The following is a 24676-nucleotide window of genomic DNA, read 5'->3' as shown; positions in this document are numbered from 1 at the left end:
GGCCCGCCGCCGGGGTGTCCGCCGCTTCCCCGGGTGGCCCGTGGTGACCAGCATCCGAGCAGCGGGTGACCAGGCCGCCGGGGCGGGAAACCGCGGTGATAGCGGAAGGACAGCGGACGGCCGGACGATCGCCCGGTGGGAGCCGTCGGCGCCGCCACGCCCCTCCACCGAGCGAGAGGTCGGTCATCCAGTCATGAACAGCGACAACTTCCCCGTGCCCCCGGCCGGTTCGAAGGTGACGGCAGCCGGGGTGAAGCATGTGATGCTCACCTACCACTACCTGGACATCGGGGACATCGACGGGTACGCCTCCCTGACGGAGCAGGACGTGACGCTGGACCACCCCGGCGCGCCGCCGCACCGGGGCCGGGACGCAGTGCTCAGCGCGCACGCCGCGCAGGCGACCCTGCTCCGGCGGCACGAGCTGGACACCGTCGTGGCCGACGAGGGCCGGGTGGTGGTGCTCGGCCGGGTGGTGCACCAGGCGCCGGGCGGGGCCCGGCGGGCGGCGTACGGAGTGGACTTCGCGGACGTGTTCACCCTCTCCGCGCAGACCTTGGTCCGGGAGTGCAGGCGCTACTACTACGCGCCCCCGCCGGGCGTCCTGCCGGCGCACCCCGAGGACCCCGCGGCACAGTGATCCACCGACCGGCGTTCGCCGGCCGGCGGTCCGGGCGACCGCCGTCGCGCGCGGGCGTGAAGGGGTACGGGGCGCGGTGGCCGGGCGGACCGGTTTGCTGAAGCTGTCACGGCGGGAGCCGTGCCGTGTCCGGGTGGGGTCCGCCCGCCGAGCGGCCGGGAACAGGAAGTGGTTTTCCCCTTCGGGCAGGAAATCGGCGCCGTTTCCGGGGACTCCACCGCTGTTTTGCGAAACCGTCGCCCGACACCGATGGTCCGGCGTGCGACGGCTCCCCCGCCCGGCCGGCCGGAGAGCCGCGGAAGCGTACGGGGATGCCTGCGGTACGGAAACCCGGGGGCGCGGCCAACGGGTTCCACCGGCACCCGGGACCGGGCGGTGCGGGAGTCCGCCGTCCGCGCCGTACGGCGGAGGACTCCCCATGCCGCGCCCCTCCGTGGGTCCCGTTCTCCGCCGTGGCCGCGGGTGCTCGCCGCCCGCGGCCTTCTGCATTTCTCAGTATGGGGTCGAATCCGGCCAGAGGACAGTCACGCGATCGCGTTACACGCGGTCAATGCGGGAGAGCCGCGGGGCCCGGACCACTCGCGCCGCGAGAGGGGGAAGGGGCAGGTGGGAGCGGCAACGAAGAGAGGAGTGGGGCGGCTGGCGGGCTGTGCCGAATCGCGGTGCGGCGCAATTCCGTCCGGCGAAAGCGATGCCGGTCGGGGGCGGTGCCCGGCACGGCCGGCGCCGGGCCCTTCGCGGGGGAAATGAATTCCTCCGGTGAGGGGCTCGGCAAGCGCGGAGCGGGGAATTACCGGCTCCGCACGACCGGGAGCACGCCTCGGACTCATTGCGCCGGCCGGTGCCGCCGCCTTTTCAGCCGCCTCCCCGGGTCCCGGCCCAGTTCACATGGATCTTCCGATGTCATGCCCCATGCGCCCGATACGTATCTCCCGAAGCGCGCGGTGACTTCTGGCCGCATGCCGGGCGGCGGCATTCCGGGAAGCCGGGCGAGAGACGTTGGCACCGGACGGGGCGACCGCCGGCGGCCGTCGACGGCGTATTCGACCACTCCGTTTCCAGGCCTCCTTCAGCCTCGGCCGATTCGCGATCGGCAACGCTCGGACCGGCCGCCCGGGGGACGCGTCAGGCCGGATGATCCACGCCGGGAGGGTCCGGCCGCCGGAGACCTTCACGCGACAACGATGCCACTACGCGCATAGAGTCGTGTGCGGAAGGTCACGCAACGTTGGAGAAAACCATGCCCGATCTCCTCCGGATTCTTCACCAACTGTGCAAATACTGAACGAATGAACGAGCAGAAGCCGTCACCGGGCTCCCCTTTCATCGACGAGGACGACATCCTCGTCTACGGATGGATTGTCGACGGGGGCAGCGGCCGGGCCGACCACGCGGCCTCGGAGCTCGGACTCTCGCAGGAGAGAGCCGCCACCGCGCTGAAGCGGCTGACCTCCCTCGGTCTCGCGCGACCCGCGCGGGACGCTCCGGACGAGGTCAGGGTCGTGGACCCCGACGCCGTGGCCGCCACCCTGACCGCGCCACTACGGGCCGCCATCCGCCAGCAGGAGGAGCAACTCGACCTGGTCCACGGGAAGATAGACCGCCTGCGGGACCACTTCTTCGCCGGCCGCACCGGCAACCGCGACTTCACCGTCGAGGTGATCCCCACGATGGAGGAGGTCAGGGCCGCCCTGAACCGGGCGTCGGCCGAGTGCCAGGAGGAAGTGGTCAGCAGTCAGCCCGGCGGCAGCGGGCGGGTCCCGGAGGCGATGGAGGAGGCCCTGGGCCGCGACCACGCCCTGCTCTCCCGGAACGTGCGCATGCGCACCCTCTACCACCACACGGCCCGCTTCAACGGCCCCAGCCAGGCGTACGTGGCGGCGGCGACGGCGCTCGGCGCCGAATACCGGACCTCGCACGAGCTCTTCGGGCGCGTCATCATCTACGACAAGAGCCTCGCCTTCCTGCCCGAACGGACCGGGAGCTGGGGCGGGGTGGCGGTGCGCGAACCCACCATCGTGGGCTATCTCCACGACATCTTCGAGCAGTACTGGATCCGGGCCACCCCGTTCTCCGACGCCGCCCAGGACGGCCTGGAACAGGTGGCCAAGGAGATCCACCAGACCATCGTGGCCCTGCTCGCCGCGGGGCTGAAGGACGAGTCGATAGCCCGCCGCCTCGGGATGTCGCTGCGCACCGCCCGCCGGCACATCGCCGACATCATGGAGGCGCTCGGTGCCGACAGCCGCTTCCAGGCCGGAGTGCTCGCCGCGCGCGCCGGACTGACGGACCGTCAACAGGAAGGCAGTGGCAGGGAATAGTGACTTGCGCGGCCCGGCCAGGTAGTCCATAGTCACGATCATCGCGGGTGTCGGCACCGACTCGACGGCACCTGCAGGACGGTTCCCGCCGGATCCCGCGTCGCGTGCCGCCGGTCCGTCCGCGCCCCCCCACCGCTCGTGCCCAGGAGTCGCCGGGCCCGAGCGTCGGTCTCCCGTCCACGCAGTCGTCGCCCGCGCGTCCCCGGCGGCGGCGACCCGGGCGGTGCGGTCCCGTAGTACCTCCGCGTCACGGCCGCGGGCACACCACGGATCACGAGCGCTCACCGGATCCGGCCCCCACCACGTCGGCGGAGCGCTGCCCCCCGCCGGGGGATCCCCCGCAGTGCCTCCGCGCGCCCCGGATCAGGAGATGTGCATGGACGCAGCAGCGGTCTTCCGGGCCGATCTGGAGACCTTCGTCACCGACATGGCGTGGACGTTCACCGCCCACGGCGGCCGCAGCGCGGCGGTGGTCTGGCCGCGCGGCGAGGCCACCGTCGTCCTCGCCCTGGCCGCGGCCCACGGGCGGTCCGGCGCGGCCGGGCGGCAACCGGCGCTGGACTTCGCCGAACGCCTCGGCGCGCTCGTCGGCCGCGGGACCCGCGCCGCCTACCGCACGGTCCCGGCCGGGGACGGCGTCGAGGAGGGCCCCGTCGCGGCCGACACGTTCCTGCTTCAGCTGCGCGGGGCCGTCGAGGCGCGCCTCACCCCGCTCGGGACGGACTGGCCCGCCGGAGTCGGCCCGCTGCGGCACCGGCTCCGGGCGGGTGAGGTCCTCTATCTCCCGGCCGGGTTCAACCGGGCGCTGTCCGCGCGGAGTCAGGCGCTCGTGCTGGAGCTGACCCTCGCGCCGCGGGAACCGGAGCGGGTGGCGACGAACCGCAGTTCACTGGTGTAGCGGGCGCCGGAGGCGTCCGGCAGCCACAGCCGGTCCGGTCCCGGGTGCATCTCCGTCAGGGTGACGGCGGCCTCCGGTCCCTCCGGTACCGCGCGGAGCGTCCTGGCCATCAGGTCGACCAGGGCGAGGCTGCCGAAGTCCGCCGCCATCGGCTTGAGTTCCTGCGGCACCCGGTAGAACACCCGCTCCGGCAGGCCCAGTCCGGCCCGCCACCGACGGGCGGCGGCGAACCGGGTCGCCTCGTCGGTCTCGTGGATCCAGGTCAGCCCGGCGGTGGGCACCGACCAGGACTCCCGGGCCACCACCAGCCGGCCGACGGTCACCCGCGGCCGGTGCGGCGCCGCCGCGAACGGGCTGAACGCGCCGGCCACCGCCGCGCTCAGGAACTCGCCGAGCGCCTCCAGCAGCGTGATGCGCGTGCCGTCGCCTGCGCGCACCACCAGCCCTTCGCCCTCCCGGCGCACCAGCAGCCCGCCCGCGGGCAGCGGTGTCCCCGGCACCTCTGCCGAGTCCTGCCCCTCCGCCCACGACCAGTAGCGGTACTCCGGCGACAGCAGCGCGGAGGGCGGCGCCAGCCGGGAGCTGACGAACAGCGAGTCCTTCGGCGGCACGGCGTACACCCGGCGGCCCGCGTGGTCGGCCTCCGCCGCCCGCAGCAGCCGTTCCGGTGCGGGGTGCCGGTCGACGAAGGCGCGGCCTTCCACGGTGTTGGTGGCCACGTGCAGTTCGCCGAGGACCCCCTCCCAGTCGCCGGCCGCGACCGCCTCCGGTCCCGTCGCCGCGATCATCAGGTCGGGGCAGTGGTGCGTCGCGGCCGCCCAGGGCAGCGGTCCGGCCGGGAACTCCCGCGCCACGGCCGCGGCGAGCGAGGCGGCGTCCACCGTGCAGCGGGGCGCGTCGGGCAGCGGCAGCACCCGCCGCCACCGCTCCTGGAACTCCGCGACGGCCCGCCCGACCGGCGGGGGCACGCTGCGGTGACCGGTGGACAGCCGGTCGGCCGCCAGCGCCACCAGCCAGGCCAGCGGGACCTCCGCGCGGCCGGTGCGCCGGCTCTCGCGGTCGTACAGGGCGTCGAACAGCGGTCGGTAGCCGTCGGCGACCCGTCGTACGAGCCAGTCGGCGCTGTCCAGGAGCAGGCCGAGAGGTGCGGCCAGTTCCGACAGCAGCGAGGGGCCCAGGCCGACCTGGACGTCCCGGGCGGTGTCCTCGTAGACCAGGGCGCGCCCGGCGTAGTCGGCGCCCGCGCGGCGGGTCGCGTCCCGGGCGGTGATCTCCTCGAACGCGCCGCGCAGCGCGGTCAGCGCCGGATCCAGCCGGTCAGGGTCGCCGGCCGCCGCGGCGACGTCCTTTCGAAGCCGCTCCAGCCGGTCCACCGGGGCGAGGACGCGGGCCCGCACCTCCGGGTCGCCGATCCGGGCCAGCGTGCGGCGCAGGGTGCGCTCCGGGCGGGCCTCGACGGGGCCGGTGAGGTCGAGGCGGAGGACGCCCTCGTCGTGCAGTCGTACCAGGACCGTCAGGGCCGCCCGGGGGCCGCCGGGGGCGGCGGCGGACACCTCGGCGGCGGTGCGCCGGCCGTCGCACAGGTCCAGCAGGGCCAGTTCGGCGTCGGTGAGTTCGCGCGGCGCCCGGCGCGGACGCAGCAGGGTGCGTCCGCGCCGGGCGTGCGAGGTGACCGGGCGCGGTACCAGCCAGGGCAGCACGCCGGGCGTCCGAGCCACGGCGGCGGCCAGGGCGTCCACGGCCCAGTTCTCGAAGAAGGTGTGCCGCTCGGAGGTGAGCGCCGGGCCCGGACGAACCGTCAGCGGGTCGCCGTCCTCGGTGCAGCGGGCCCATCCGACGGGCCCGAACCAGCCGATGGTGTCGTTCTTCAACGTGTAGCGCTGGAGATAGGAGGCGACCACGCGTTCGTTGCGGCGGCCCTGCGCGTTGCGCGGGCCGCCCGCCGCCGCCTTGTCCAGATGGTGGTGGACCACGGCCTGGTTCTGCCAGAGCACGGCCTCGCGGAAGGCGGGCGACCCGGCCGTGTGGGCCACCCCGGCGCGCAGGTCGTCGACCGCCCGCTCGTAGGCGTGCCGGTAGTCGGCCGCGGCCGTGGGGTCGCCGCCGGCCGCGAGATCGGCCGCGGCGGCGAGGGAGGGACTGGCGAGGGCCGTGAGGTCGCGAGCGGGGAACCCGGCGCCGCGGAGCATCACGTCGCGCCACACGGACCAGCCGGTCGAACCCAGCGGGGCGAGGTGCCCGGGGAGCGCGGGCGGGGGTTCCCCGGCCCGGGAGGCCAGCTCGGTGCGCTCCCGCCCGGTGGCGGCGGACCGCAGCCGGGCCTCGAACACCCAGTCCGTGACGGGGTTCCCGCGGCTCCACAGCAGCCGCCCGCCGGCCAACGCGTCGCCGCGCCCCGCCAGTCCGGCGTGCCAGGCGCGGAACTCCGGGGACCGCCACAGGGCGAGCGGGACGTGCCGGTCGGCGCCCTCGCGGCGGTCGCCGGGACCGGCCAGGTCCAGGGCCGCCTCGACCGCGCCGGGCAGGTCGTGGGCTACCGGCACGGAGAGCATCTCCGCGAAGTGCAGCAGGTACTCGTTGCGCTGGGCGTCGGGCGGCGAGCCGAGCACCGCCCGCCCGCGGTCGTGCCAGGCGCCCCACTTCACGTTGGTGACCAGGCCGGGCAGGGTGGCCAGGTCGCGGGGGACGTAGAAGAGGGTGGCGTCGGCCGCGTGCATCGCCGCCTCCTCCCAGGCGACCTGCTGCGGGTACGGCGGTTCGGACCCGCCCTCGGGAGCCTCGGGCAGGAAGACGGCGAGCCGGCCGTCGCCGGTCCAGCGCTCGCGCAGCAGGCGTTCGGCGCGCGGCCGCCAGGACTCCAGGGCGGGGTCCCGGGGCGTGGGGCCGCACAGGTAGAGGGACACGGACCAGTGCTCGGGCCAGGGCTCGCCTACGTGGACCACGGTGACGTCGCCGGACACGGGGGCTCCTCTCGGAAGAGCGGGAAGCGGGGCGGGACGGGGCAGGACGGGGCAGGACGGGGGAAGCAGCGGGGAGTTGATCGAGCCGGGGTCCGGGCGGCGCGGTGCGGGCGCCGCCCGGGACCGGTCAGCCCCGGCCGCCCGGGGCGGGGGTGGCCTGGTCGGCGAGGGCCCGCATGTCGGGCAGGTCGAAGACGTCCTCCACCTCGAGATGGAAGCCCTCGGCCCGCACGAGTGCGGTCAGTCGGAGCGCGGTGAGGGAGTTGCCGCCCAGGTCGAAGAAGTTCTCCTCGCCGCCGACCGCCCGGTGGAAGATCTTCTCGGCCGCGGCGAGCACCGCGCCCAGCGCCGGGTCCGGCGCCCCGCCCGAGGCACCCGCACCCGCACCCGCACCGGGCACGTCCGCCGTGCCGGGACCGTCGGCGGAGGCGGCGCGCGGAACGCCGTCGGGCACCGGCCCGCCGGCCGGCCCGTGCGTCCCGGCGGCGGCCGCCTCGCAGGCGGTCCGCACGGCGAGCCGGTCGGTCTTGCCGTTGGTCAGCCGAGGCAGGGCGTCCAGGACGACGAGTTCGGCGGGCAGCATCGCCTCCGGGACCTCGGCCGCCAGCCGGCGCCGGGCGTCCGCCGGGTCGAAGGAGGCGGACCCGGCCACCGTGACGGCGGCGGCCAGCCGTACCCGCTCCGGATCGTCGGCGTCCAGCACCACCGCGACGGCCTCGCGCACGCCGGGCAGGGCCAGCAGCCGCTGCTCCAGCTCGCCGGGTTCCACGCGGTGGCCGCGGATCTTCACCTGGTCGTCGTCGCGTCCCCGGAAGTACAGGCGCCCGTCCGGGCCCGAGCACACCAGGTCACCGGTGCGGTAGGCGCGCGCCCCGCCGGCCGTGGCCGGCGAGACGAACCGCCGCCGGGTCGCCTCGGGCCGGTTCAGGTAGCCGGCCGCCACCGAGTCGCCGATGACGAGCAGTTCGCCGACGACGCCCTCGGGCACGTCGTTCCCGTGCGGATCGGTCACCAGCACCCCGCTGTTGGGCAGCGGCCGCCCCAGGGGCACGTCCGCGCCCTCGTCGCCGCGGACCACGTGGTAGGTCGCCCACACGGTGGCCTCGGTGGGGCCGTACATGTTGACGAAGACAGTGTCCGGGTAGGCCGCGCGCAGCCGTCGCAGGAGCGTGCCGGGCAGCCGTTCGCCGCCGAGCAGCCAGTAACGCGGCGCGACGTCCCAGCGGCCGAGCGAGTGGCCCAGTTCCCGCGCGCTCAGCAGTTGGCCGGCGCGGGCGGGCGTGCACTGACGGTGCTCGAACGGGCGCCGGTCGGCGGGGTTCTCGCGGGCGTCGGGCGAGCGGAGCTGGACGTGCCGGCCGTGGGTCAGCGGCCAGAACATCTCGACGTAGGAGATGTCGAACGACGGCGAGGTCTCGGCCAGCCAGTCCCCCTGCGCCGCGCCGGGCAGGGCCAGTGTCATCGCCCGCAGGAACCCGGCCAGGTTGTGGTGGGTGACGGTCACGCCCTTGGGGCGGCCCGAGGTGCCCGAGGTGTACATCAGACAGGCGGGCTCGTCCGGTCCGGGACGGCCGCCGGTCGGGGCGGTGCCGCCGTCCGGTCGCGGGGGCAGCGCGTCGGTGGTGAGGACGCCCCGCTCGGGCGTCCCGGCCAGGAAGGGGGCGGCGGCCGTACCGGGGCGGCACACCACCAGCGCGGATTCCGAGTCGGCGAGCACGAAGCGGTTGCGTCCGGCGGGGCCGCGGGGGTCCACCGGCACGTAGCACATGCCTTCCTGCCAGACCGCCAGCGCGGTCGCCACCTGCCAGACGTCGTGGCCGCAGGCGGCGGCGACCCGGGCGCCCGCGGGCAGGTCCCGGGACCGCAGCGCCGCCCGCATCCGGACCACGGCGTCCGTCAACTCACCGTAGCTCCAGGCGTGTTCGCCATCACTGACGGCCGGGGCGCCGGGCGCGAGGGCGGCGGCGCGCTCGACGAGTTCGACGACGGAGGGTGCCGGGGCGCCGGCCGTCGGCGGGTGGCCGCCGAGGCGCCGCCGCACCTCGGCGGTGCTCGCTGTGTCCAGCAGCGCGAAGTCCCCCACCCGCAGCTCGGGCCGCGCGGGCAGCTCGGTCAGGGCCCGCACGACGGCCGAGGCGAGCTGCGGGGCGGGCGGCCAGGGGACGAGGCCGCTGCGCCAGTCGAAGAGGATCAGTCCTTCCTCGGGGCCGAGCACCACTTCGACGTTGAGCGGGGCGCCGGGCTCCGCGGACCGCCGGGCGGCCGTCGCCCGCTCGTCGGTGCCGGGCGGCAGCGAACCGTCCCGGAAGGCGAGCACCAGGTCGGCGTAGGCACGGTGGCCGGGCCGTCCGGGGCGGGCGACTCCGTCCGCCGCGGCGAGGTCGCCGACGGACGCGAACTTGCGGCCGTGCAGGGCCAGCGACTCGGCACGGACCCGTTCGACGAGTTCGCCGAAGGTGTCGGCGGCGGAGCAGGGGACCGTGGTGGGCACGACGTTGAGGTAGAGGCCGACGGCGTCGAAGCCGACCGCCCGCAGGTCGCGCAGGGTCATCGGCACGCCGACGACGGGGGTGCGGTCCGGCGCCAGCCGGTGCAGCGCGGCCAGGACGGCCGCGTGCGCCACGGAGACCGCGGAGGCGCGGGCCCGCCGGGCGGTCCGCCGCAGCGCGGCGACCGTCCCGGGTGCCAGCCGCACCGCGTGGTGCGCGCGCTCCCGAGGGTCCCCGCCGGGACGGCTCAACAGGGGCGCGTCCGCCGCGCCGGGCCCGGCCGGCCGGGGTGGCGCCGGGGCGCGCGAAAGGGGCGGCAGTTCCCTGCGGGACGCGTCCAGCAGCGCCTCCTGGGCGCGCCGGTAGTGGTCCGCGTCGTCCTCGGGGACGGCGTCGGGGTGGGCGAGGAAGTGCCGCAGCGCCCGGCCCACGAGCAGTACGGAGTGCTCGTCGACGAGGGCGTGGTGAACGCGCAGGGCCAGCACCGGGCCGCTGCCCCGCAGGTCCAGACGGGCCGTCAGCAGGACCGGCCCGAACGGTTCGAGGCCGTCGGCGTCCGGGTCGCCGTCGCCTAGGGTGACCCGGACGGTCTCCTCGGGCAGGTCGTCGTAGCCGCGCAGCTCCTGCACCAGCCGGTCGGGGGTGTCGTGGAAGCGGACGCGCAGGGCCGCGGCCGAGCGCAGCAGGGCGGTCCAGGCCCGCTGGACCTCGGCGAGGCCGGCCACGGCCGCCGCCCCGCCGGTCTCCTCGCCCTCCAGCGGGATGCGGACGGGCAGGGTGCCGACGCGGTGCCGGTCGGAGAGCAGCGAGGCGATCAGCTGGGCCGCCTGGTGCGGGGTCGCCTCCAGGGTGGGTGCCGGCCGCGGGGCGGAGTTCATCGGGTCTCCTCGCCGGTCGCCGTGCCGCCGAGCACGGAGCCGATCAGTCGGTGGGCCAGGTCCAGCCGCTCCGCACGGGACAGCGGCGCGAGCGCGGGCCACAGCAGGTCCAGGGCGTCGCTGGGGCCGGGGCCGTCGGCGAGGGGCTCGGTGGAGGCGGGCGCGGCGGCCGGGTCCGCGGACGCGGTGGGCCCCGGCGCGGGCGCCGTGCCCCGTCCCCGCTCGGCCAGTTCCGTCAGGCGGCGCTGGTCGACCTTGCCGCCGGTGTTGTACGGGAGGGCGTCCGGGTGGTGGATCGTCAGGTGCCGCAGCTGTGCGGGCAGGGCCGCGCGGATCGCCTCGTCGGTGGCGTCCGGGGCCGTGCCCGGGGCGAGGGTGACGAACAGGTGCAGCCGGGGCCCGGCGGCCGAGCCGGCCGTGAGCGCCACCGCCTGCTCGACGCCGGGCCTGCGCAGGGCGATCGCCTCGGCCTCGCCGAGTTCGAAGCGCACCCCGGCCAGCTTGAACTGGCGGTCCCTGCGCCCCGAGTAGTGCAGCCGGCCGGCGCTGTCGAGGTGGACGACGTCCCCGGTGCGGTAGACGACCGCGCCGTCCTCGGCGTGCGGGTCGGCGACGAAGCGGGCGGCGGTCTGCCGGGGCGCGTGCGCGTAGCCGGTGGCCACACCGTCCCCGCCGACCCACAGTTCGCCCTGCTCGCCCGGTGCGGCGAGGGCCCCGTCGGGGGTGACCACCCGGGTGTAGCCGTACGGCAGGGCGCAGCCGATCGGGGGCAGTCCGGTGCCGCCGGGGTCGACCCAGCCGGCCGTGGCCACCACGGTCGTCTCGGTCGGACCGTACATGTTGAGGACCTCGAACGGCACGTCCTCGGGGAGGGCGTGCAGCCGGTCACCGCCGGTGGAGATGCGGTCGAGCCTGCTGCCGGCGGGCTGTGGCACCCGGGCGAGGAGTTCGGCGATGGGGGTGGAGACGAAGGCGTACTCGACGCCGGTCTCGGCGAACCAGCCCGCGAGGCGCTGGGGGTCGGCGCGGATCCCGGCGGGCGCGAGCCGGATGCGCGCGCCGGCGTACAGCCCGGACCACACCTCGAACGCGGAGGCGTCGAAGGCGGCGTTGGCGAGCTGGCCGACGACGGTGTCGGGGCCGAGCCGCAGTTCGCGCACGGCCCAGTCGGCGAGCCGGTCGAGGGCGGGCCGGGGCACCGTCACGCCCTTGGGCTCGCCGGTGCTCCCGGAGGTGAACATGATGTAGGCGGGGGCCGCGCTGTCGGTGTCCTGCGGGGTGTCCGGTCCGGCGGGCGCCGCGGGCCACTCGTCGACCAGGGCGGCCCAGTCCACCAGGCGGGGCGCGGTGTCGGGCCCGTCGAGGACGGCGGCCCGTTCGGCGGGGACGCCGGGCAGCCGGACGACGGTGGTGCAGCGGGCCTGGGCGACCATGGAGGCGAGGCGTTCGTCGGGCTGTCCCGCCTCCAGGGGGACGTAGGTGCCGCCGGCGTGCAGGACGGCGTAGGCGCAGGCGAAGAAGTCGGGAGAGGCCGTCCCGAGCAGGCCGACGACCTCACCGGGCCGGTCCAGAAGCCGCCGGGCGGCCTCGCCCCAGGCCGCGAGCCGGCCGTAGGTGATCCGGCGTTCGCCGTCGTCGAGGGCGACCGCGTCCGGCTCGGCGGCGGCGCGCCCGGCCACCCGGGCGACGAGCGCTTCGGCGGGCTCGGTCCGCCGCTCGGGCAGCAGCTGCACCCAGGTGCGCAGCCAGTGCAGGGTGCCGGTCCACAGCGCCCACAGGTCGTCGCGGCCGACCGCACCGTCCTGGGCCTCCATCAGCAGTTCGACGCGGGTGTCGTCGCCGGTGCCGGAGGTCACGGCCACCACGTTGACGGGGAACTTGGCGGCTCCGTTGAAGACACCGAGCTGGACGCGGGCGGTGACGCCGGCCAGTTCGATCTCGCGCTCGACCTGCTGATGCATGCTGAACGCGGCCCGCACCACGGCACCGTCGCCGCGTCCGTCGGTGCCGCCGACGGCCTGGACGACGTCGGCGAGGGGCACGGCGGAGCGGTCCATCGCCTCGCGCAGGGCGCCGCGGGTGCGGCGCAGGGTGGCCTCGGGCAGCTCGCCGGGGCGCCGTTCGACGACCACGGGGACCGTGGACACGAACATGCCGACGGTGTCCTCGTGGCCGGGCGGGCGGTTCTCGACGGCGCTGCCGAGGACGGCGGCGCCGACCCCCTCGTACTGGGTGAGTGCCTGGGAGAACGCCGTGAACAGGGCGGTGAACAGGGAGACCGAGGCCGTGCGGGCCCCCTCCCTGACCGCGCGCAGCAGGGCGGGCGGCACCGGCAGCCGCAGGAAGGTGTCCCGGCCGGTGGTGGGGAGGCCGCCGTCCAGGATGCGGCCGGCGGCCTTCGCGGCGCGCTCGGCGACCTGGCGGACCTCGGCGGGGTCGGCGGGGGTCTGGGCCGCGGCGTAGCCGAAATAGCGGGTGTCGGGCGTCCCGGTGTCCTCGTGGAGGCTGCCGAGCAGGGCGACGAAGGACTTGCCGTCGTGGATCAGGTGGTGCTCGGTGTGCACCAGCACCGCGCGGCCGTCGGGGAAACGGGCCAGCACCCAGCGCAGCAGCGGGCCGGTCCGCAGGTCGAAGGGGCGGTCGGCGCCGCTGAGGCGGACGAGTTCCTCCGGGGAGACGTTCGCGTTCGGGAGGTCCACGACGGTCAGGTCGGTCTCGGCGTCGGTGACGTCGGCGGCGGGCACCACCTGCCAGGGTTCGCCGTCGTCGAAGACCAGCCGGGTGCGCAGCACCGGGTGGCGGCGCAGCAGGCCGCGCAGCAGCCCCCGCAGGGCGGCGGGGCGGGGCGTCTCGGTGCAGTGGAACAGGGCGTGGAAGACGTAGCGGGAGGAGTCCGGGTCGAGCAGCGACTGGTACCAGATCACCCGCTGCTGCCAGGTGAGCGGTGCCCGGTCGGCGAGCGCGGCCTCGGCGGGGCCCGCGGCCGGGTCGGTGCGGGGGCGGTCGGCGAGGTCGTCCAGGAGGTGCCGCACGCTGGAGGCGTTGAGCAGTTCATGGGCCCCGACGTCCAGTCCGTGGGCGCGGCGCATCCGCACGGTGAGCTGGGCGGCGTCCAGGGAGCTGCCGCCCATGGCCGCGAACGAGGTGTCGAGCGGTTCCCCGGGGGCGAGGCCGAGGGCCTGCCGTACGTCGTCGGCCAGGATCTCCACGACGGCGTCGGCCGTGTTCGTTGTCATGCGTCGCTCTCCTTCATGAGTGTCGTTCGACGGCGCCGGTCCGTGCCGGAGGCGGGGGCTCGTCGGGCTGCGGTGGTGGGACGTGGTGCGCGGGGTCCGGTCGCAGGGCCAGCCGGACGGCCAGCAGCAGCACCGGTACGGCGGTGAGGGCGACCAGCACGGCCGCGGAGGCCCAGCGGGCCGCGAGGCCGAGGGTCAGGAAGACGGCGAGGGCGACGGCCTGGGCGCCGAGTCCGGCGACCGAGGTGACCGTGGCCCGCGCGGGTCCGGAGATGGCGTGCTGGAGCCGGGCGTCGGCGACGATCTGGGCCAGCCGCAGCACCCAGTAGAACGCGGCGATGCCGAGGAATCCGGCCGGGCGGCCGGTGAGCGCCCCGGCGGCGAGGGCCGCGCCGCCCGCGCCGAGCAGCACCGCCAGCAGGCGGTCGCCGGTGCCGGCCATGCGTCCGCCGGCGAAGCCGCCCGCCGCCATCGCCGCCCAGGGCAGCAGCAGGAGCAGCGGTACGGCCGCGGCGGGCGTGCCGGCCTCGCGGGCGAGCACCGGCAGGTACTCGTCCACCACGCCGAGGCCGGTGAGGGCCGCGGCCAGCAGGACGGCGGACCGCACCCGCGGGGTGCCGCGGGCCTCGGCGAGCCCGGCGCGCAGCACGGCCGGATAGCTGTGCGGTGCCGGTGCCGGTGCCGGCAAGGGCGCCGGTACCGGGCCGGGTGCCCGGCGGCCCAGGCTCAGGGCGGTGGGCACGGCGAGCAGGGTGAGCAGGACGGACACCCAGCCGGTGGCGGGGTAGCCGCCGAACAGGACCAGCGGGGTGGCGGCCAGGGAGCTGGCCGCCACCGAGCACGCCTGGACGGCGGCCACCCGGCTGCTGACCCGGGCGTACTGCCCGGCCCTGCCCTCGGCGGCGAGGCCGTCGTAGAGCAGGGACTGGAGCGTCCCGGAGGTGAGGGCGGTGCCCGCACCCCACAGGACGAAGCCGGCCGCGAACGAGCCGAAGGAGGGCAGCGCGGTCCACAGGGCGAACCCGGTGCACTGCGCGAGCGCCGCGGCGGCCAGCACGCGGTGGCGGGGGAAGCGGTCGGCCAGGGCCCCGGAGGGCACCTCGCAGACGAAGGTGGTCACCGTCCACACCGCGAAGAGAACCGACAGTTCTCCCGTGGAGACCCCGTAGGAGGTCATCAGCAGGGCGTAGACGGCGTGCAGCGGGAGGAGTTCGGTCAGGCCGGTGTACAGGTACACCAGGCCGACGCGGAAGGGGCCGGAGGACGGCGGCTGGGGCATGCGGACCTAATAAGGCATGGAAGGACGCTAGCACGGAGGCGTCCGGCGGACAGGGCGGTCGGGCGTGCGCGGCGCCGGGGGTTCAGTCGGTGCGGCGGATCAGGAACGGGCCGAGGGCCAGCGCGTCCAGCGGGCTGCGGGCGAAGGTGGCGAGGGCGTCGGAGGGGGTCCACACGACCGGCTCGTCGCGGCCGTTGAACGAGGTGTTGAGCACGACGGCGTGTCCGGTGTGCTCGGCGACCCGGCCCAGCAGCCGGTGGTAGAGCGGGTCGTCCTCGGCGGTGACGGTCTGCGGGCGGGTGGTGCCGTCGACGTGGATCACGGCGGGCATCGCGGCCCGTCCGGCGTCGGGCACGGGGGTGGTGACGATCATGTAGGGCAGCGGTGTGCCGTCGCCGAGCAGCGTGGGGGCCTCCTCCAGCCGCATGCTGGGGGCGAACGGCCGCCACCACTCGCGGTCCTTGACCGTGAGGTTGATGCGGTCGCGTTTGGCCACCGGGAACGGCGCGGTCACGATGGAGCGGTGGCCCAGGGCCCGGGGACCGCCCTCGCCGCGTCCCTGGTGCCAGCCGACGATCTGGCCGCGGCCCAGCAGCCCCGCCACCGCGTCGGCTATGTCCTCGTGCTCGGTGTGGCGCACGCCCTGCCTGTGCAGCACGCGGCGGACGGCGTCGGCGTCCCACTGCTCGCCCCAGGCGAGGGTGCCGGTCATCGGTGTCATGGTCTCGCCGTGCTGGGCGGCCACCCAGCCGGCCGCGCCGAGGCTGACGCCCTGGTCACCGGCGAGCGGCTGCACGAACAGGTCGCGCACCTCGGGCAGCCGGGCGAGCTTGCCGTTGAGGGTGGCGTTGAAGCCGACACCGCCGGCCACCAGCAGGGTGTCCTGGCCGGTCTCGCGCAGCAGCCGGCGGGCCATGGCGAGGACCGAGCGTTCCAGGGCCTCCTGGGCGGTGGCCGCGAGGTCCCGGTAGTCGTAGGGGTCGCGTTCGGTGCGCCGGACGTAGCGGCCGCGTTCCCGGTGGTAGTGGCGGCCGGTGCGGTTGGGCGGCAGCGCGCTGGTCTTCTCCAGGTGGGCGAGCCACAGCCGCAGGGTGTCCGTCTCCTCGTCGGTGCTGCCGGTGGACAGCAGGGTGCGCGGCACCGGCCCGACGGCGTAGCCGTCGTCGAGGAAGCTGAGGCCGCCCCCGAAGGTCAGGTCGCCGGGGGTGCCGTAGGGGGCGAGGCCCATGGCCTTGCCCGCGGCGTCGGCGCCGAGACCCGCGTACGCGCAGACGGCGGCGTAGAAGTAGCCGAGGGACCAGCCGGGCGGGACGGACTCGAGGACCTTCAGCTCGCCGCCGACGGCCGAGGCGAGCGTGGCGCTCTCGCACTCGCCCTGGCCGTCCAGGACCAGGACGGCGCCCTGGTCGCGGCCTGAGAAGTAGTAGGCGCTGGCCGCGTGGGCGGTGTGGTGCGGGACGAAGACCAGCTCGGGGTCGCGGCCGCGGGGGAAGTACTCGCGCGGGAACAGGAAGTCCAGGGCCCGCGCGCTGTCCGGGAACCAGTCCAGGCCGCGCCGGGTGAGCAGCGAGGGCATGTCCCAGCCGTGGGCGACGACGTCGATGTCCTCCAGGGCGAGGCCGCCCTCCTGGAGGCAGAAGGCGGCGGCGTGCAGCGGGGCCTCGCCGTAGCCGTGCTTGTGCCGGGTGAAGCGTTCCTCCTCGGCGAACGCCACCACCTTCCCGTCGACCAGGAGGCAGGCGGACCCGTCGTGGCTCGCGCCCGGCCAGCCATTCACACCGAGAATTCGCATGGCAAGTCATTCCCTTCGAACGGGCCGTGGGCCCGGTAATTGACGGACGACGACCGGTGCGCTAGAAATTAGCAGCGATACCGCGCCGAAGAAATAGGCGCCGGACTCTTTCCTTCGCCGAGACCGCACCGGGCGTAAAACCGCCGGTCAGCCCGGTCGACTCATCACCGTCTCCCGTTTTTCTGCATGCCTCGAAAACCGCTGGACACTTTCCGATTTCCACGCGCGAGAAACCAGAAGAAAGGGCACGCCGTGCTTCGTCTGATCATGCATCCGGAAAGCACCGCCGACATTCCCGACGAGGCGGACGTCCCGGCCGAGGACTTCCACCAGAGCGCCGGCCGGTTCCGGCTGCTGTCGGGGCGCGGCGATCCCGTCCGCCTGCTGCGCGCGGGCCGTACCGGCGGCCGGTGGGCCGCGGCGCTGCTGGAGGACGGCGGTCAGGACGGCTGGTTCATGTGGAAGGGACCCGCCGGACACCCGGACCCAGAACTGCTGTCCGCCCTGCTCACGGGGGTCTCCGAACTGGGCCCCGCCACCTTGGTGCTGCTTCCGGAGTGGGACTTCCCCGAGGTGCTGGCGGCGGCCGGGTACCGGCCCGCCCCGCGCTACGCCACCGGTCTCGTGCCCACCGGCGGCGGGGACGAGGCGATCCTCGCCCGGATGCGCCCGAGCACCCGCAGCCGGGTGCGCCGGGCCCTGCGCAGCGGTCTGGAATTCGCCGACGACCCCGGCCGAACAGACGAGTTCTACGACTTCTACGCGGCGGCGATGATCCGCGCGGACTCACCCGACCTCGCTCCCCTCGATCTGCTGCACGATCTGCTGGAGCATCCGTCGGTCCACCTTTTCACCGCACTGCACGAGGGCCGGGTGGCGGCCGGTTCCATATGCTTCCGGAACCGGAATTCGCTGGAGGCACGTTTTGTGGCCACACATCCGGAGCACCGCGTCGACGGCTCGATGAACTTCGTGCATTTCGAGACCATCAGGCGGGCGGCGGCCGAGGGTCTTGAGCATTTCGACCTGAGCGGCATATCCACCGGTGAGGTGGACGGGAAGACGGCCGGGATCAACCGGTTCAAGCTCGGGTTCGGCGGCGAGGTCCTGCACTACCCCACCTACGCCCGGTTTGCGGACTGAGAGGAGACGCCCGTGCGACTCGTGATCGACCGGGACGTGCCCGTGCCCATGAGCGACGGCGTGGTGCTGCGGGCGGACGTGTACCGCCCGGACACCACCCGCCCGCTGCCGGCCCTCCTCCAGCGGACCCCCTACGGCAAGGGGTCCTCGGCGGGGGGCCGTTCCCTGGACTGGATGCGGCTGGTGGAGGCCGGGTACTGCCTCGTGGTGCAGGACGTGCGCGGCCGGTACGCGTCCGGCGGTGTCTTCCGGCCGTTCGCCGACGACGCCGCGGACGGCCGGGACACCGTGGGCTGGGCCGCGGGCCAGGACTGGTGCGACGGGACCGTCGGCATGATCGGGCGGTCCTACGAGGGCGCCGCGCAGTGGCACGCGGCGGCCGCCGCGCCGCCCGCGCTGCGGGCCCTCGCCCCGCACGTCGCCGCCGCCGACCCCTACGAGGGCTGGACGTACCTGGGCGGCGCCTTCCAGCTCGGGTTCTGTCTGCACTGGGTGCTCGGCGACCTGCTGCACGGGCAGGTGGAGCGGGCCGGCGGCACCGCCGCCGACGTCCGTGCCGTGGCCGAGGCGCTGGACGGCATCGACGCGCTCTACCGGGCGCCCTGGCGGGCGCTGCCCCTGCTGGACCGGCTCGCCCCCTACTACCGCGAGTGGCTGGAGCACCCCGGGCCCGACGCGCACTGGCGCGGGCTGGCCGCCGCCCCGGACGGGCGACGGCCCCCGGCGCTGGTGGTCGGCGGCTGGTACGACATCTTCCTGCCGGGCACCCTGCGGACACCGTCGCCCCGGCCGGACGACCGGCTGCTGATCGGCCCCTGGTCGCACTGCGTGACCGGCGGCGTCTTCCCCGAGCGGCGCTACGGACTGGCCGCCGACGAGGCCGAGTTCGACATGACGGCGACTCATCTCGCCTTCTTCGACCGGCATCTGAAGGGCGGGGCGGAGCAAGCGGGGCCGCCGGTGGAGGTGTTCGCGAGCGGGGCGGACCGCTGGGCCACCCTCACCGGGCCGCCCGGCGCGGACAGCGTCCCGCTCGCGCTGCACCTGGACAGCGACGGCGACGCCCGTACCCGGCACGGCTCGGGCGTGCTGCACCACGCCCCGCCCCGCCGCGAGGTCGCGGACGTCTACCGCTACGACCCCCGCGACCCCGTCCCGACCGCCGGCGGAGCCACCTGCATGACCGGCATGCTCGTCGGCGCCGACTGCGGCCCCCTGGACCAGCGCGCGGTGGAGGACCGCCCGGACGTGCTCTGCTACACCGGCCCCCGGCTGGACGCGCCGCTGACGGTGTCCGGGCAGGTGGTCGCCGAGCTGTACGTCTCCTCGTCCGCGCCGGACACCGACTTCACCGCCAAGCTGGTCGACGTGCATCCGGACGGCCGCGCGGAGATCCTCTGCGACGGCGTCGTCCGGACCGGGCACCGGGCCCGGCTGGACGGGGTGCGTCCGCCGGTCCCGGACACGGTCCACGCGCTGCCGGTGGCGGCGGGGACCGTCGTGCACGTCTTCCGGCCCGGCCACCGGGTCCGGCTGGAGGTCTCCAGCAGCAACTTCCCGCGCTTCGACCCCAATCCGAACACCGGAGGCACCCCGCTGACGCTGGCGGACGCCCCGGTGGCCACGGCCGTCAACCGGGTCCACCACGGGCCGGGCCGGCCGTCGCGGCTGCTGCTCCCGGTCCGTCCCGGTCCGCCGGACGCTCACGACGCGGCCTGAGGCGACGGCTCGGGCCTGGGATCGCCGTCGCGCCGAAGCACGGTGAGGTCGGCGAGCGGGACGATCCGCCGGCCGGCCCGCAGATGCGCCCGGCGCAGCCGCTCGCGCTGGGCGGGCGTCAGCTCGGTGCAGTGCTGCGGGATCGCGCGCAGCATCCTGGCGCGAGCGGCGGCCGCCGGGTAGCGGGGCCGCACGCCGTAGGGGTCGCGAACCAGGTGGTAGAGGGTGCCGGTGTGGAAGGCCGCCTTCAGGAGGGCGTAGTAGGCGGCGGCCCCGATCCCCTTGTGGCGGGCGCACCCGGCGAGCGTCCGGGACGCCTCGTACAGCCGCCACAGCACGGGCACGGCGGGGGTGGTGAAGACACCGGTCTCCTGGGCGATGCCCTCGCCGACGCCGTAGCGGAAGTAGCTGCGCATGTTCTGGAGGCCGACCTGGGCGTCGTGGAAGATGCGGGCCTCGGGGACGTGCCGGACGGGGATGCCGGCCAGCTGGAGACGGAAGTCGAACTCCCGGTCCTCGCACCAGTGGATCAGGCCGTCGAAGTGGTAGCCGCCGATGTGCTCGACGATCGCCCGGTCGTAGATGAGCGGCGGGGACAGGGCGCTGACGTACTCGCCCTCGTCGTACTCGCGCACCCGGGCGGTGAGCCGGCTCATCAGGCTGCCGGACTCGCCGTACACCACCTGGCCCTTGACCACCGGGTCGGTGGCGACGGCCGCGGCCATCATGCGGACCACGCCGGGGGCGAAGGTGCAGTCGGAGTCCATCAGCAGCAGATAGCGCCCGCTCGCCGCCTCGGCGCCCGCGTTGTAGGCGGCGCCGAGGTTGCCGGCGTCGGGTATCTCGGTGACGGTCAGCGGCCTCGGGTGCTCGCGCAGCACCCGGCGGATCTCGTCGGTGGCGCCGTTCAGCGCCAGCACGATCTCCACGTCCTCGTCGACCGAGTCGATGCAGTCCAGGATGCGCAGGTCGTCGCGGAGCGCGATGACCACGCTGGTGCTCGCCAGCACCCGTTCGGTGCGCTCCTCCTCCGGGGCGGCCTCGGCGGCGGTCACGCCTGCTCCCCGGTGTTCGGGGCGGCGCCCTGCTCGTCCTTGCGCAGCACGTAGACGTGCGTGGTGTGGCCGGGGGTGAAGCCGTCGCCGTCGATGTCGCGGACCCGGACCGTGCGCAGGCCGGCCGTCCGGCCGAGTTCCTCCATGGTGAACGGGTCGACGACGTACTGCACATGGGTCTCGCGCCAGAGCAGGCCGTCCGCCCCGTACAGGGAGAGCACCGACCGGCTGCGGGCCAGCACGGGGTCCCAGCGGTGGGTGCGGTGCAGCCGGACGCCGTCGCGGGTCTCCTCGTGCTCCAGGTTCCGCCAGTCCTCCTGGAGGACCTTGCGGGAGGAGTAGTCGAAGACGAGGTGGCCGCCGGGGCGCAGGGCCGCGGCCGCGTTGCCCAGGCACTCGCCGAGGTCGGCGGCGGTCAGGTAGTTGAGGGCGTCGAAGCCGGAGACCACGAAGTCGTAGCTGTCGGGCTCGGCGGTGAAGCGTGCCATGTCGCCGACGATGCGCAGCTCGGGCGGTATGCCGCCGTGCTCCAGCATGGCCGCCGAGCAGTCCAGCGAGGTGACCTCGCCCTGCGGGACCAGGTCGGCCAGCACCCGGCTGCCCATGCCGGTGCCGGCGCCGAGGTCGAGGATGCGGACGGGGCCGGGGGCGGCCAGCTTGGCCAGTTCGGCCCCGATGCCCAGGCGCCAGGTGTCCTCGGCCATGGCGCCCTCGAACAGTTCGTAGGTGTCGGACCAGTGGTCGTACGCGGTGGTGGTCATCGGCGTTCCCTTGTCGGAGGGTTGAGCGCGGTCAGGGTGTGCGGGCGGGGGCGGCGGGACGGTCGGTGAGGCGCAGCGGGAGGCGGGACAGCACCTGGGCGGCGAGGGCTTCGGCGGCGGCGGTGTCCGGGCCGCTGGTGATCACACCGGCCAGCACCTCGTCGCCGCCGCGGTAGGGCGGCAGGACGGTGCCGGGGGCGAGGTCCAGGCCCCAGAAGACGTCGTGGACGCCGGGGGTGCGGGCGAGTTCGGCCAGGTCGCCGACCCGTTCGACGGTGCCGCCGTCCGCGGGCAGGTAGCGCTGGACGACCGCGCGGTCGCGGGTGGGGCGCAGTTCCTCCTCGGCGAGCGGGCGGCCCAGGGCGAGACGGACGGCGTTGGGCAGCGGGTCGACCCCGGTGGCCAGCGGCATGATCTCGGTGGCGATGCGGGCGCCGGTCAGCCGGCAGGTGATCTCCAGCAGGTACACCCGCCCGTCGGGGGTGCGCAGGATGTCGGTGTTGACGACGGCGGTGGTCAGTCCGAGCGCGTCGACGCCCCGCTGGACGGTGCGCACCACCTCGGCGCGCTGTGCCTCGTCCAGGACGGAGGGCAGGGTGTCGCCGCCCTCGAAGAAGTGCGGGAAGAAGCGCTCCTTCTCGCCGTACTCGCGGTCGGCGAACCCTGTGACGCTGAGCCTGCCGTCGACGGCGAACCCGGCCACGGTGTGCTCGGTGCCGGTCAGGTACTCCTCGACGACGATCTGTCCGGTCGGGCTCAGGGCGAGGGCCCGCTCGACGGGTTCCCGCGCGGTGCCGAGAGCGGTCAGCTTGGCGACGCCCAGGGAGCCGGTGCGGTCACTGGGCTTGACGACGGCGGGCAGCCCGATCCGGTCCAGCGCGGCGAGGGCCGCGTCCGCGGTGGTGGCGACGGCGAACCGGGGCACGGGCAGACCGGCCCGGTCCAGGGCGGCGATCCGGCGGTCCTTCAGGGTGCACAGGTCGGCCACCTCGACGGGCACCCCGGGGCAGCCCAGCTCGGCGGCGAGCCGGGCCACGACCGGTGGATTGTCGTATCCGAGGGTCATGACGCCGGATATTCTTCCCGGCCGTTCCGCGCGAATTACCGACAGAACAGCGGTGAAATCGTCGGGGTCCGCCTCCAGGTATATGTCCGCGCTTTTCCCGACGCGTTCGGTGATGCGGTCCGTGACGACCAGGACGCGCACTCCCATTTCTTTCACACGGGCCAGCGACCTGTCCATTCCGGAGCCGATCCCGCATATCAGGAGGGTGTCGGTCACCTGGCCACGTACCAGACGCGCCGGGTGTCCTCGCGCACCGGCTCGCGGTCGAGCCCGGCGTACGTGTCCACGCTGGTGAAGCCGGCCGCGAGCAGGGCGCCGGTCACCGCGGCCGGGTCGTGACCGCGCTGCGGATGGGTCTCGTGGACGCGGTGCCAGCCGCCCTCGGGGGTCCGGCGCACGACGGTGACCGTGGTGTCCACCCGGCCGGTCGCGGCGTCGTAGGGGTTCTCCCAGACCTCCAGGACGTCCTCGGTGTTCTGCTCCACGAACACCTGTCCTGCCCAGGCCTGTTCGACGAACCAGACGGGGTGCGCGTCGAGCACGGCGAGGCCGCCGTCCTCGGTGGCGGCCCGCAGGGTGCGGGCGGCCCGCTCCAGGTCGCCCTCGCCGACCAGGTAGTTGAGGGTGTTGTAGGTGCAGGTGACCACGGAGTGGCGCCGCTCGCCGCGGTGGTCGCGCAGGTCGCCGCGGACCAGGTCGACGTCCACCCCGGCCCGGCGGGCGGCCTCGCCTGCGTGCCGCAGCATGTCGGGCGACTGGTCGACGCCGGTGAGCGGGCCGAAGGAGCCGGCCAGCGCGATCAGCAGCGTGCCGGTGCCGCAGCCCAGGTCGAGCAGTGATCCGCCGCCCGCCCGGTAATGGGAAATCAGGTCGGGGAGTTTTTTCGACACTTCCTCCGTGAAATCACTGTAGGGTGCCCCGGCATAAACATCGGCATACTCGCCGAAGAAATCTCCGCGTGATTCATATTGCGTCACGACCGCCCCATTCAGTAGTCTCGATTTCCGTGCCGGGCGCTTCCAGGCCCGCCATTTCCTTTTCGTTTCCGGAGGGAGAATTCGCATGCGCACCGCGAACGAGGGAAGCCGTCCCGAAGGGCTTCCGCTGCTGTCCGACCAGATAGACCGCCTGGCGATCCAGGAGTGGGTCGAGAAGCATGACCTCGGGGTGGAGGTCCGCATGTTCGGCCGGGGCTTCCGGCTGACCGGCCCCCTCGACACGGACGCCCTGGACGCGGCGCTGACGGCGCTCGTCGCCCGCCACGAGGCGCTGCGCGCGGCCTTCCCCGACCGGGGCAGGGCCGGACGGCAGGAGATCCGCCAGGCCCGCCCCTTCACGCCCGAGCGCGTGGACCTGACCGCGCTGCCCGAGGACGAGCGGGCGGACGAGGCGCTGCGCCTGGCCGGCGCCTTCCTGAGCCGGAACCTGGACCTGGACGGCGGGCTGCTCATGAGCGGCGTCGTCTACCGCCTGGGCGAGCAGGACCACCTGCTGGGCCTCGCCGTCGACCATCTGGTGGTGGACGGACAGTCGTTCGAGATCCTGGTGAACGAACTGTGGGAGCTGTACGCCGCGGCCGTCGAGGGCCGCGAGGCCAAGCTGCCCGAACAGCGCTTCACGTACGCGGACTTCGTCCGCTGGGAGGCGGAGTGGCTGGGCCGCGACCCGAGCCCCCGGCAGATGATCGCCCGCTTCGCGGAGCTGCTGGACGGCATCGGCACCAACGCGCCGGTGTACCTGCCCGGCATGCTGCGCGAGACCAACGACCGTTACGCGGTCGGCACGTTCGACGGCTCGCTGACGCCGGAGACCTGCGCGCTGCTCACGGAGTACTGCCGGTCGGCCCGCACCACCCCGTTCGTGGTGCTGTTCACCGCCTACCTCTGCGCGCTGCACGCCCGCAGCGGGCGCAGCGACCTCGCGGCGCTGATCCCGGTGACCCGGCGCACCGAGGAGCACCTGCTGGACCTGGTGGCCTTCCTGTCCACCTACGCGACGGTGCGGGTCCGGATCAACCCGTCCCTGACCTTCAAGGAGCTGAGCCGCACGGTCCGTTCGGCGGTGCTGGAGACGCAGCGGCTGGGCCAGGTGCCGGCGCCCGAGGTGACCTCCTCCCTCGCCCCGAACCACCTGGGCCGGCTGCTGGAGCGGCCGTGCACCTTCTTCGACGTGGCGCCCGGCGGCTGGAGCGGCGGCGACCGCGAGGCCGCAGGGCTGTCGGTGGAGCCGACCGAGGTGCCCGGCGACCAGCACCAGATCGAGAGCCTGGAGGTGTTCGCCTCGGTCGACGACAGCGGAGTCGACTTCACGGTGCTCTTCCCGGCGGACGTCTTCGGCGAGGAGAGCGTTCGGGAGCTCGCTCATGAGTTCACCTCCTTGGTGCACAGGTTCCTGACTGCTCCGGACACGGCGATCGGGGACGTGCTGCGGGCGGACTGA

General features: G+C 74.8%; 15 protein-coding genes. 6 read left to right on the top strand and 9 right to left on the bottom strand.

The window, feature by feature from the left end; translation table 11 throughout:
- Positions 1-193 precede the first annotated feature (193 nt).
- From ACIRQ9_RS17095 to ACIRQ9_RS17085, 3 genes are all read left to right on the top strand, one after another.
- The gene (locus ACIRQ9_RS17095; protein WP_404173150.1) at positions 194-640 is read left to right on the top strand and encodes a nuclear transport factor 2 family protein; all 447 of its coding nucleotides are present in this window, start codon (positions 194-196) and stop codon (positions 638-640) included.
- Positions 641-1929: 1289 nt separating this feature from the next.
- Positions 1930-2961: a LuxR C-terminal-related transcriptional regulator gene (locus tag ACIRQ9_RS17090; RefSeq protein WP_404173146.1), complete on the top strand. Its 1032-nt coding sequence runs from the start codon at positions 1930-1932 to the stop codon at positions 2959-2961.
- A gap of 376 nt (positions 2962-3337) precedes the next feature.
- A complete protein-coding gene (locus ACIRQ9_RS17085) occupies positions 3338-3859 on the top strand; it encodes a hypothetical protein (RefSeq protein ID WP_404173143.1) in 522 nt (173 codons plus the stop codon).
- On the opposite strand, the gene ACIRQ9_RS17080 is transcribed toward ACIRQ9_RS17085, so the two are convergent.
- The 5 genes from ACIRQ9_RS17080 to ACIRQ9_RS17060 all read right to left on the bottom strand — a co-directional run bounded on the left by ACIRQ9_RS17080 (position 3781) and on the right by ACIRQ9_RS17060 (position 16493).
- Positions 3781-6819 carry a lantibiotic dehydratase gene (locus ACIRQ9_RS17080; protein ID WP_404173140.1) on the bottom strand — a complete coding sequence of 1013 codons (3039 nt, stop codon included), beginning with the start codon at positions 6817-6819 and terminating at the stop codon, positions 3781-3783. The genes ACIRQ9_RS17085 and ACIRQ9_RS17080 overlap by 79 nt on opposite strands.
- Before the next feature lie 127 nt (positions 6820-6946).
- Positions 6947-10186, bottom strand: coding sequence for an amino acid adenylation domain-containing protein (locus ACIRQ9_RS17075; protein WP_404173137.1), 3240 nt, complete (start codon positions 10184-10186; stop codon positions 6947-6949).
- Positions 10183-13422 (bottom strand): AMP-binding protein, encoded by a 3240-nt coding sequence (locus ACIRQ9_RS17070; protein WP_404173134.1) that lies wholly within the window; start codon positions 13420-13422, stop codon positions 10183-10185. The genes ACIRQ9_RS17075 and ACIRQ9_RS17070 overlap by 4 nt, the downstream gene beginning before the upstream one ends.
- Before the next feature lie 13 nt (positions 13423-13435).
- A complete protein-coding gene (locus ACIRQ9_RS17065) occupies positions 13436-14701 on the bottom strand; it encodes an MFS transporter (RefSeq protein ID WP_404173131.1) in 1266 nt (421 codons plus the stop codon).
- Between the two features lie 82 nt (positions 14702-14783).
- Positions 14784-16493: a carbamoyltransferase gene (locus tag ACIRQ9_RS17060; RefSeq protein ID WP_404173128.1), complete on the bottom strand. Its 1710-nt coding sequence runs from the start codon at positions 16491-16493 to the stop codon at positions 14784-14786.
- 267 nt (positions 16494-16760) lie between these two features.
- On the opposite strand from ACIRQ9_RS17060, the gene ACIRQ9_RS17055 reads away from it, so the two are divergent.
- Both ACIRQ9_RS17055 and ACIRQ9_RS17050 read left to right on the top strand, forming a co-directional pair.
- Complete coding sequence (locus tag ACIRQ9_RS17055) at positions 16761-17636, top strand: GNAT family N-acetyltransferase (RefSeq protein ID WP_404173125.1); 876 nt, start codon at positions 16761-16763, stop codon at positions 17634-17636.
- Between the two features lie 12 nt (positions 17637-17648).
- Positions 17649-19355 (top strand): CocE/NonD family hydrolase, encoded by a 1707-nt coding sequence (locus tag ACIRQ9_RS17050; protein ID WP_404173122.1) that lies wholly within the window; start codon positions 17649-17651, stop codon positions 19353-19355.
- Here the strand turns inward: ACIRQ9_RS17050 and ACIRQ9_RS17045 are convergent.
- Genes ACIRQ9_RS17045 through ACIRQ9_RS17030 form a run of 4 tightly spaced genes read right to left on the bottom strand, consistent with a single transcriptional unit; the run spans position 19340 to position 23127 of the window.
- Positions 19340-20410, bottom strand: a complete 1071-nt coding sequence (locus ACIRQ9_RS17045) for a glycosyltransferase (RefSeq protein ID WP_404173119.1) — start codon at positions 20408-20410, stop codon at positions 19340-19342. The two genes, ACIRQ9_RS17050 and ACIRQ9_RS17045, sit on opposite strands and share 16 nt — an antisense overlap.
- Positions 20407-21171 (bottom strand): class I SAM-dependent DNA methyltransferase, encoded by a 765-nt coding sequence (locus tag ACIRQ9_RS17040; protein ID WP_404173116.1) that lies wholly within the window; start codon positions 21169-21171, stop codon positions 20407-20409. Before ACIRQ9_RS17040 ends, ACIRQ9_RS17045 begins: the two co-directional genes overlap by 4 nt.
- A 31-nt stretch (positions 21172-21202) precedes the next feature.
- Positions 21203-22453 (bottom strand): ATP-grasp domain-containing protein, encoded by a 1251-nt coding sequence (locus ACIRQ9_RS17035; protein WP_404173113.1) that lies wholly within the window; start codon positions 22451-22453, stop codon positions 21203-21205.
- Positions 22450-23127: a class I SAM-dependent DNA methyltransferase gene (locus ACIRQ9_RS17030; RefSeq protein WP_404173110.1), complete on the bottom strand. Its 678-nt coding sequence runs from the start codon at positions 23125-23127 to the stop codon at positions 22450-22452. Before ACIRQ9_RS17030 ends, ACIRQ9_RS17035 begins: the two co-directional genes overlap by 4 nt.
- Positions 23128-23299: 172 nt before the next feature.
- Here ACIRQ9_RS17030 and ACIRQ9_RS17025 point away from each other — a divergent pair, with 172 nt between their 5' ends.
- Positions 23300-24676, top strand: a complete 1377-nt coding sequence (locus ACIRQ9_RS17025) for a condensation domain-containing protein (RefSeq protein WP_404173107.1) — start codon at positions 23300-23302, stop codon at positions 24674-24676.

This window comes from Streptomyces sp. NPDC101237 (genome assembly GCF_044767465.1).
Taxonomy (GTDB): domain Bacteria; phylum Actinomycetota; class Actinomycetes; order Streptomycetales; family Streptomycetaceae; genus Streptomyces; species Streptomyces gramineus.
The sequence above is the reverse complement of the archived record's forward strand: the minus strand, read 5'-3'. Positions and strand labels throughout refer to the sequence as shown.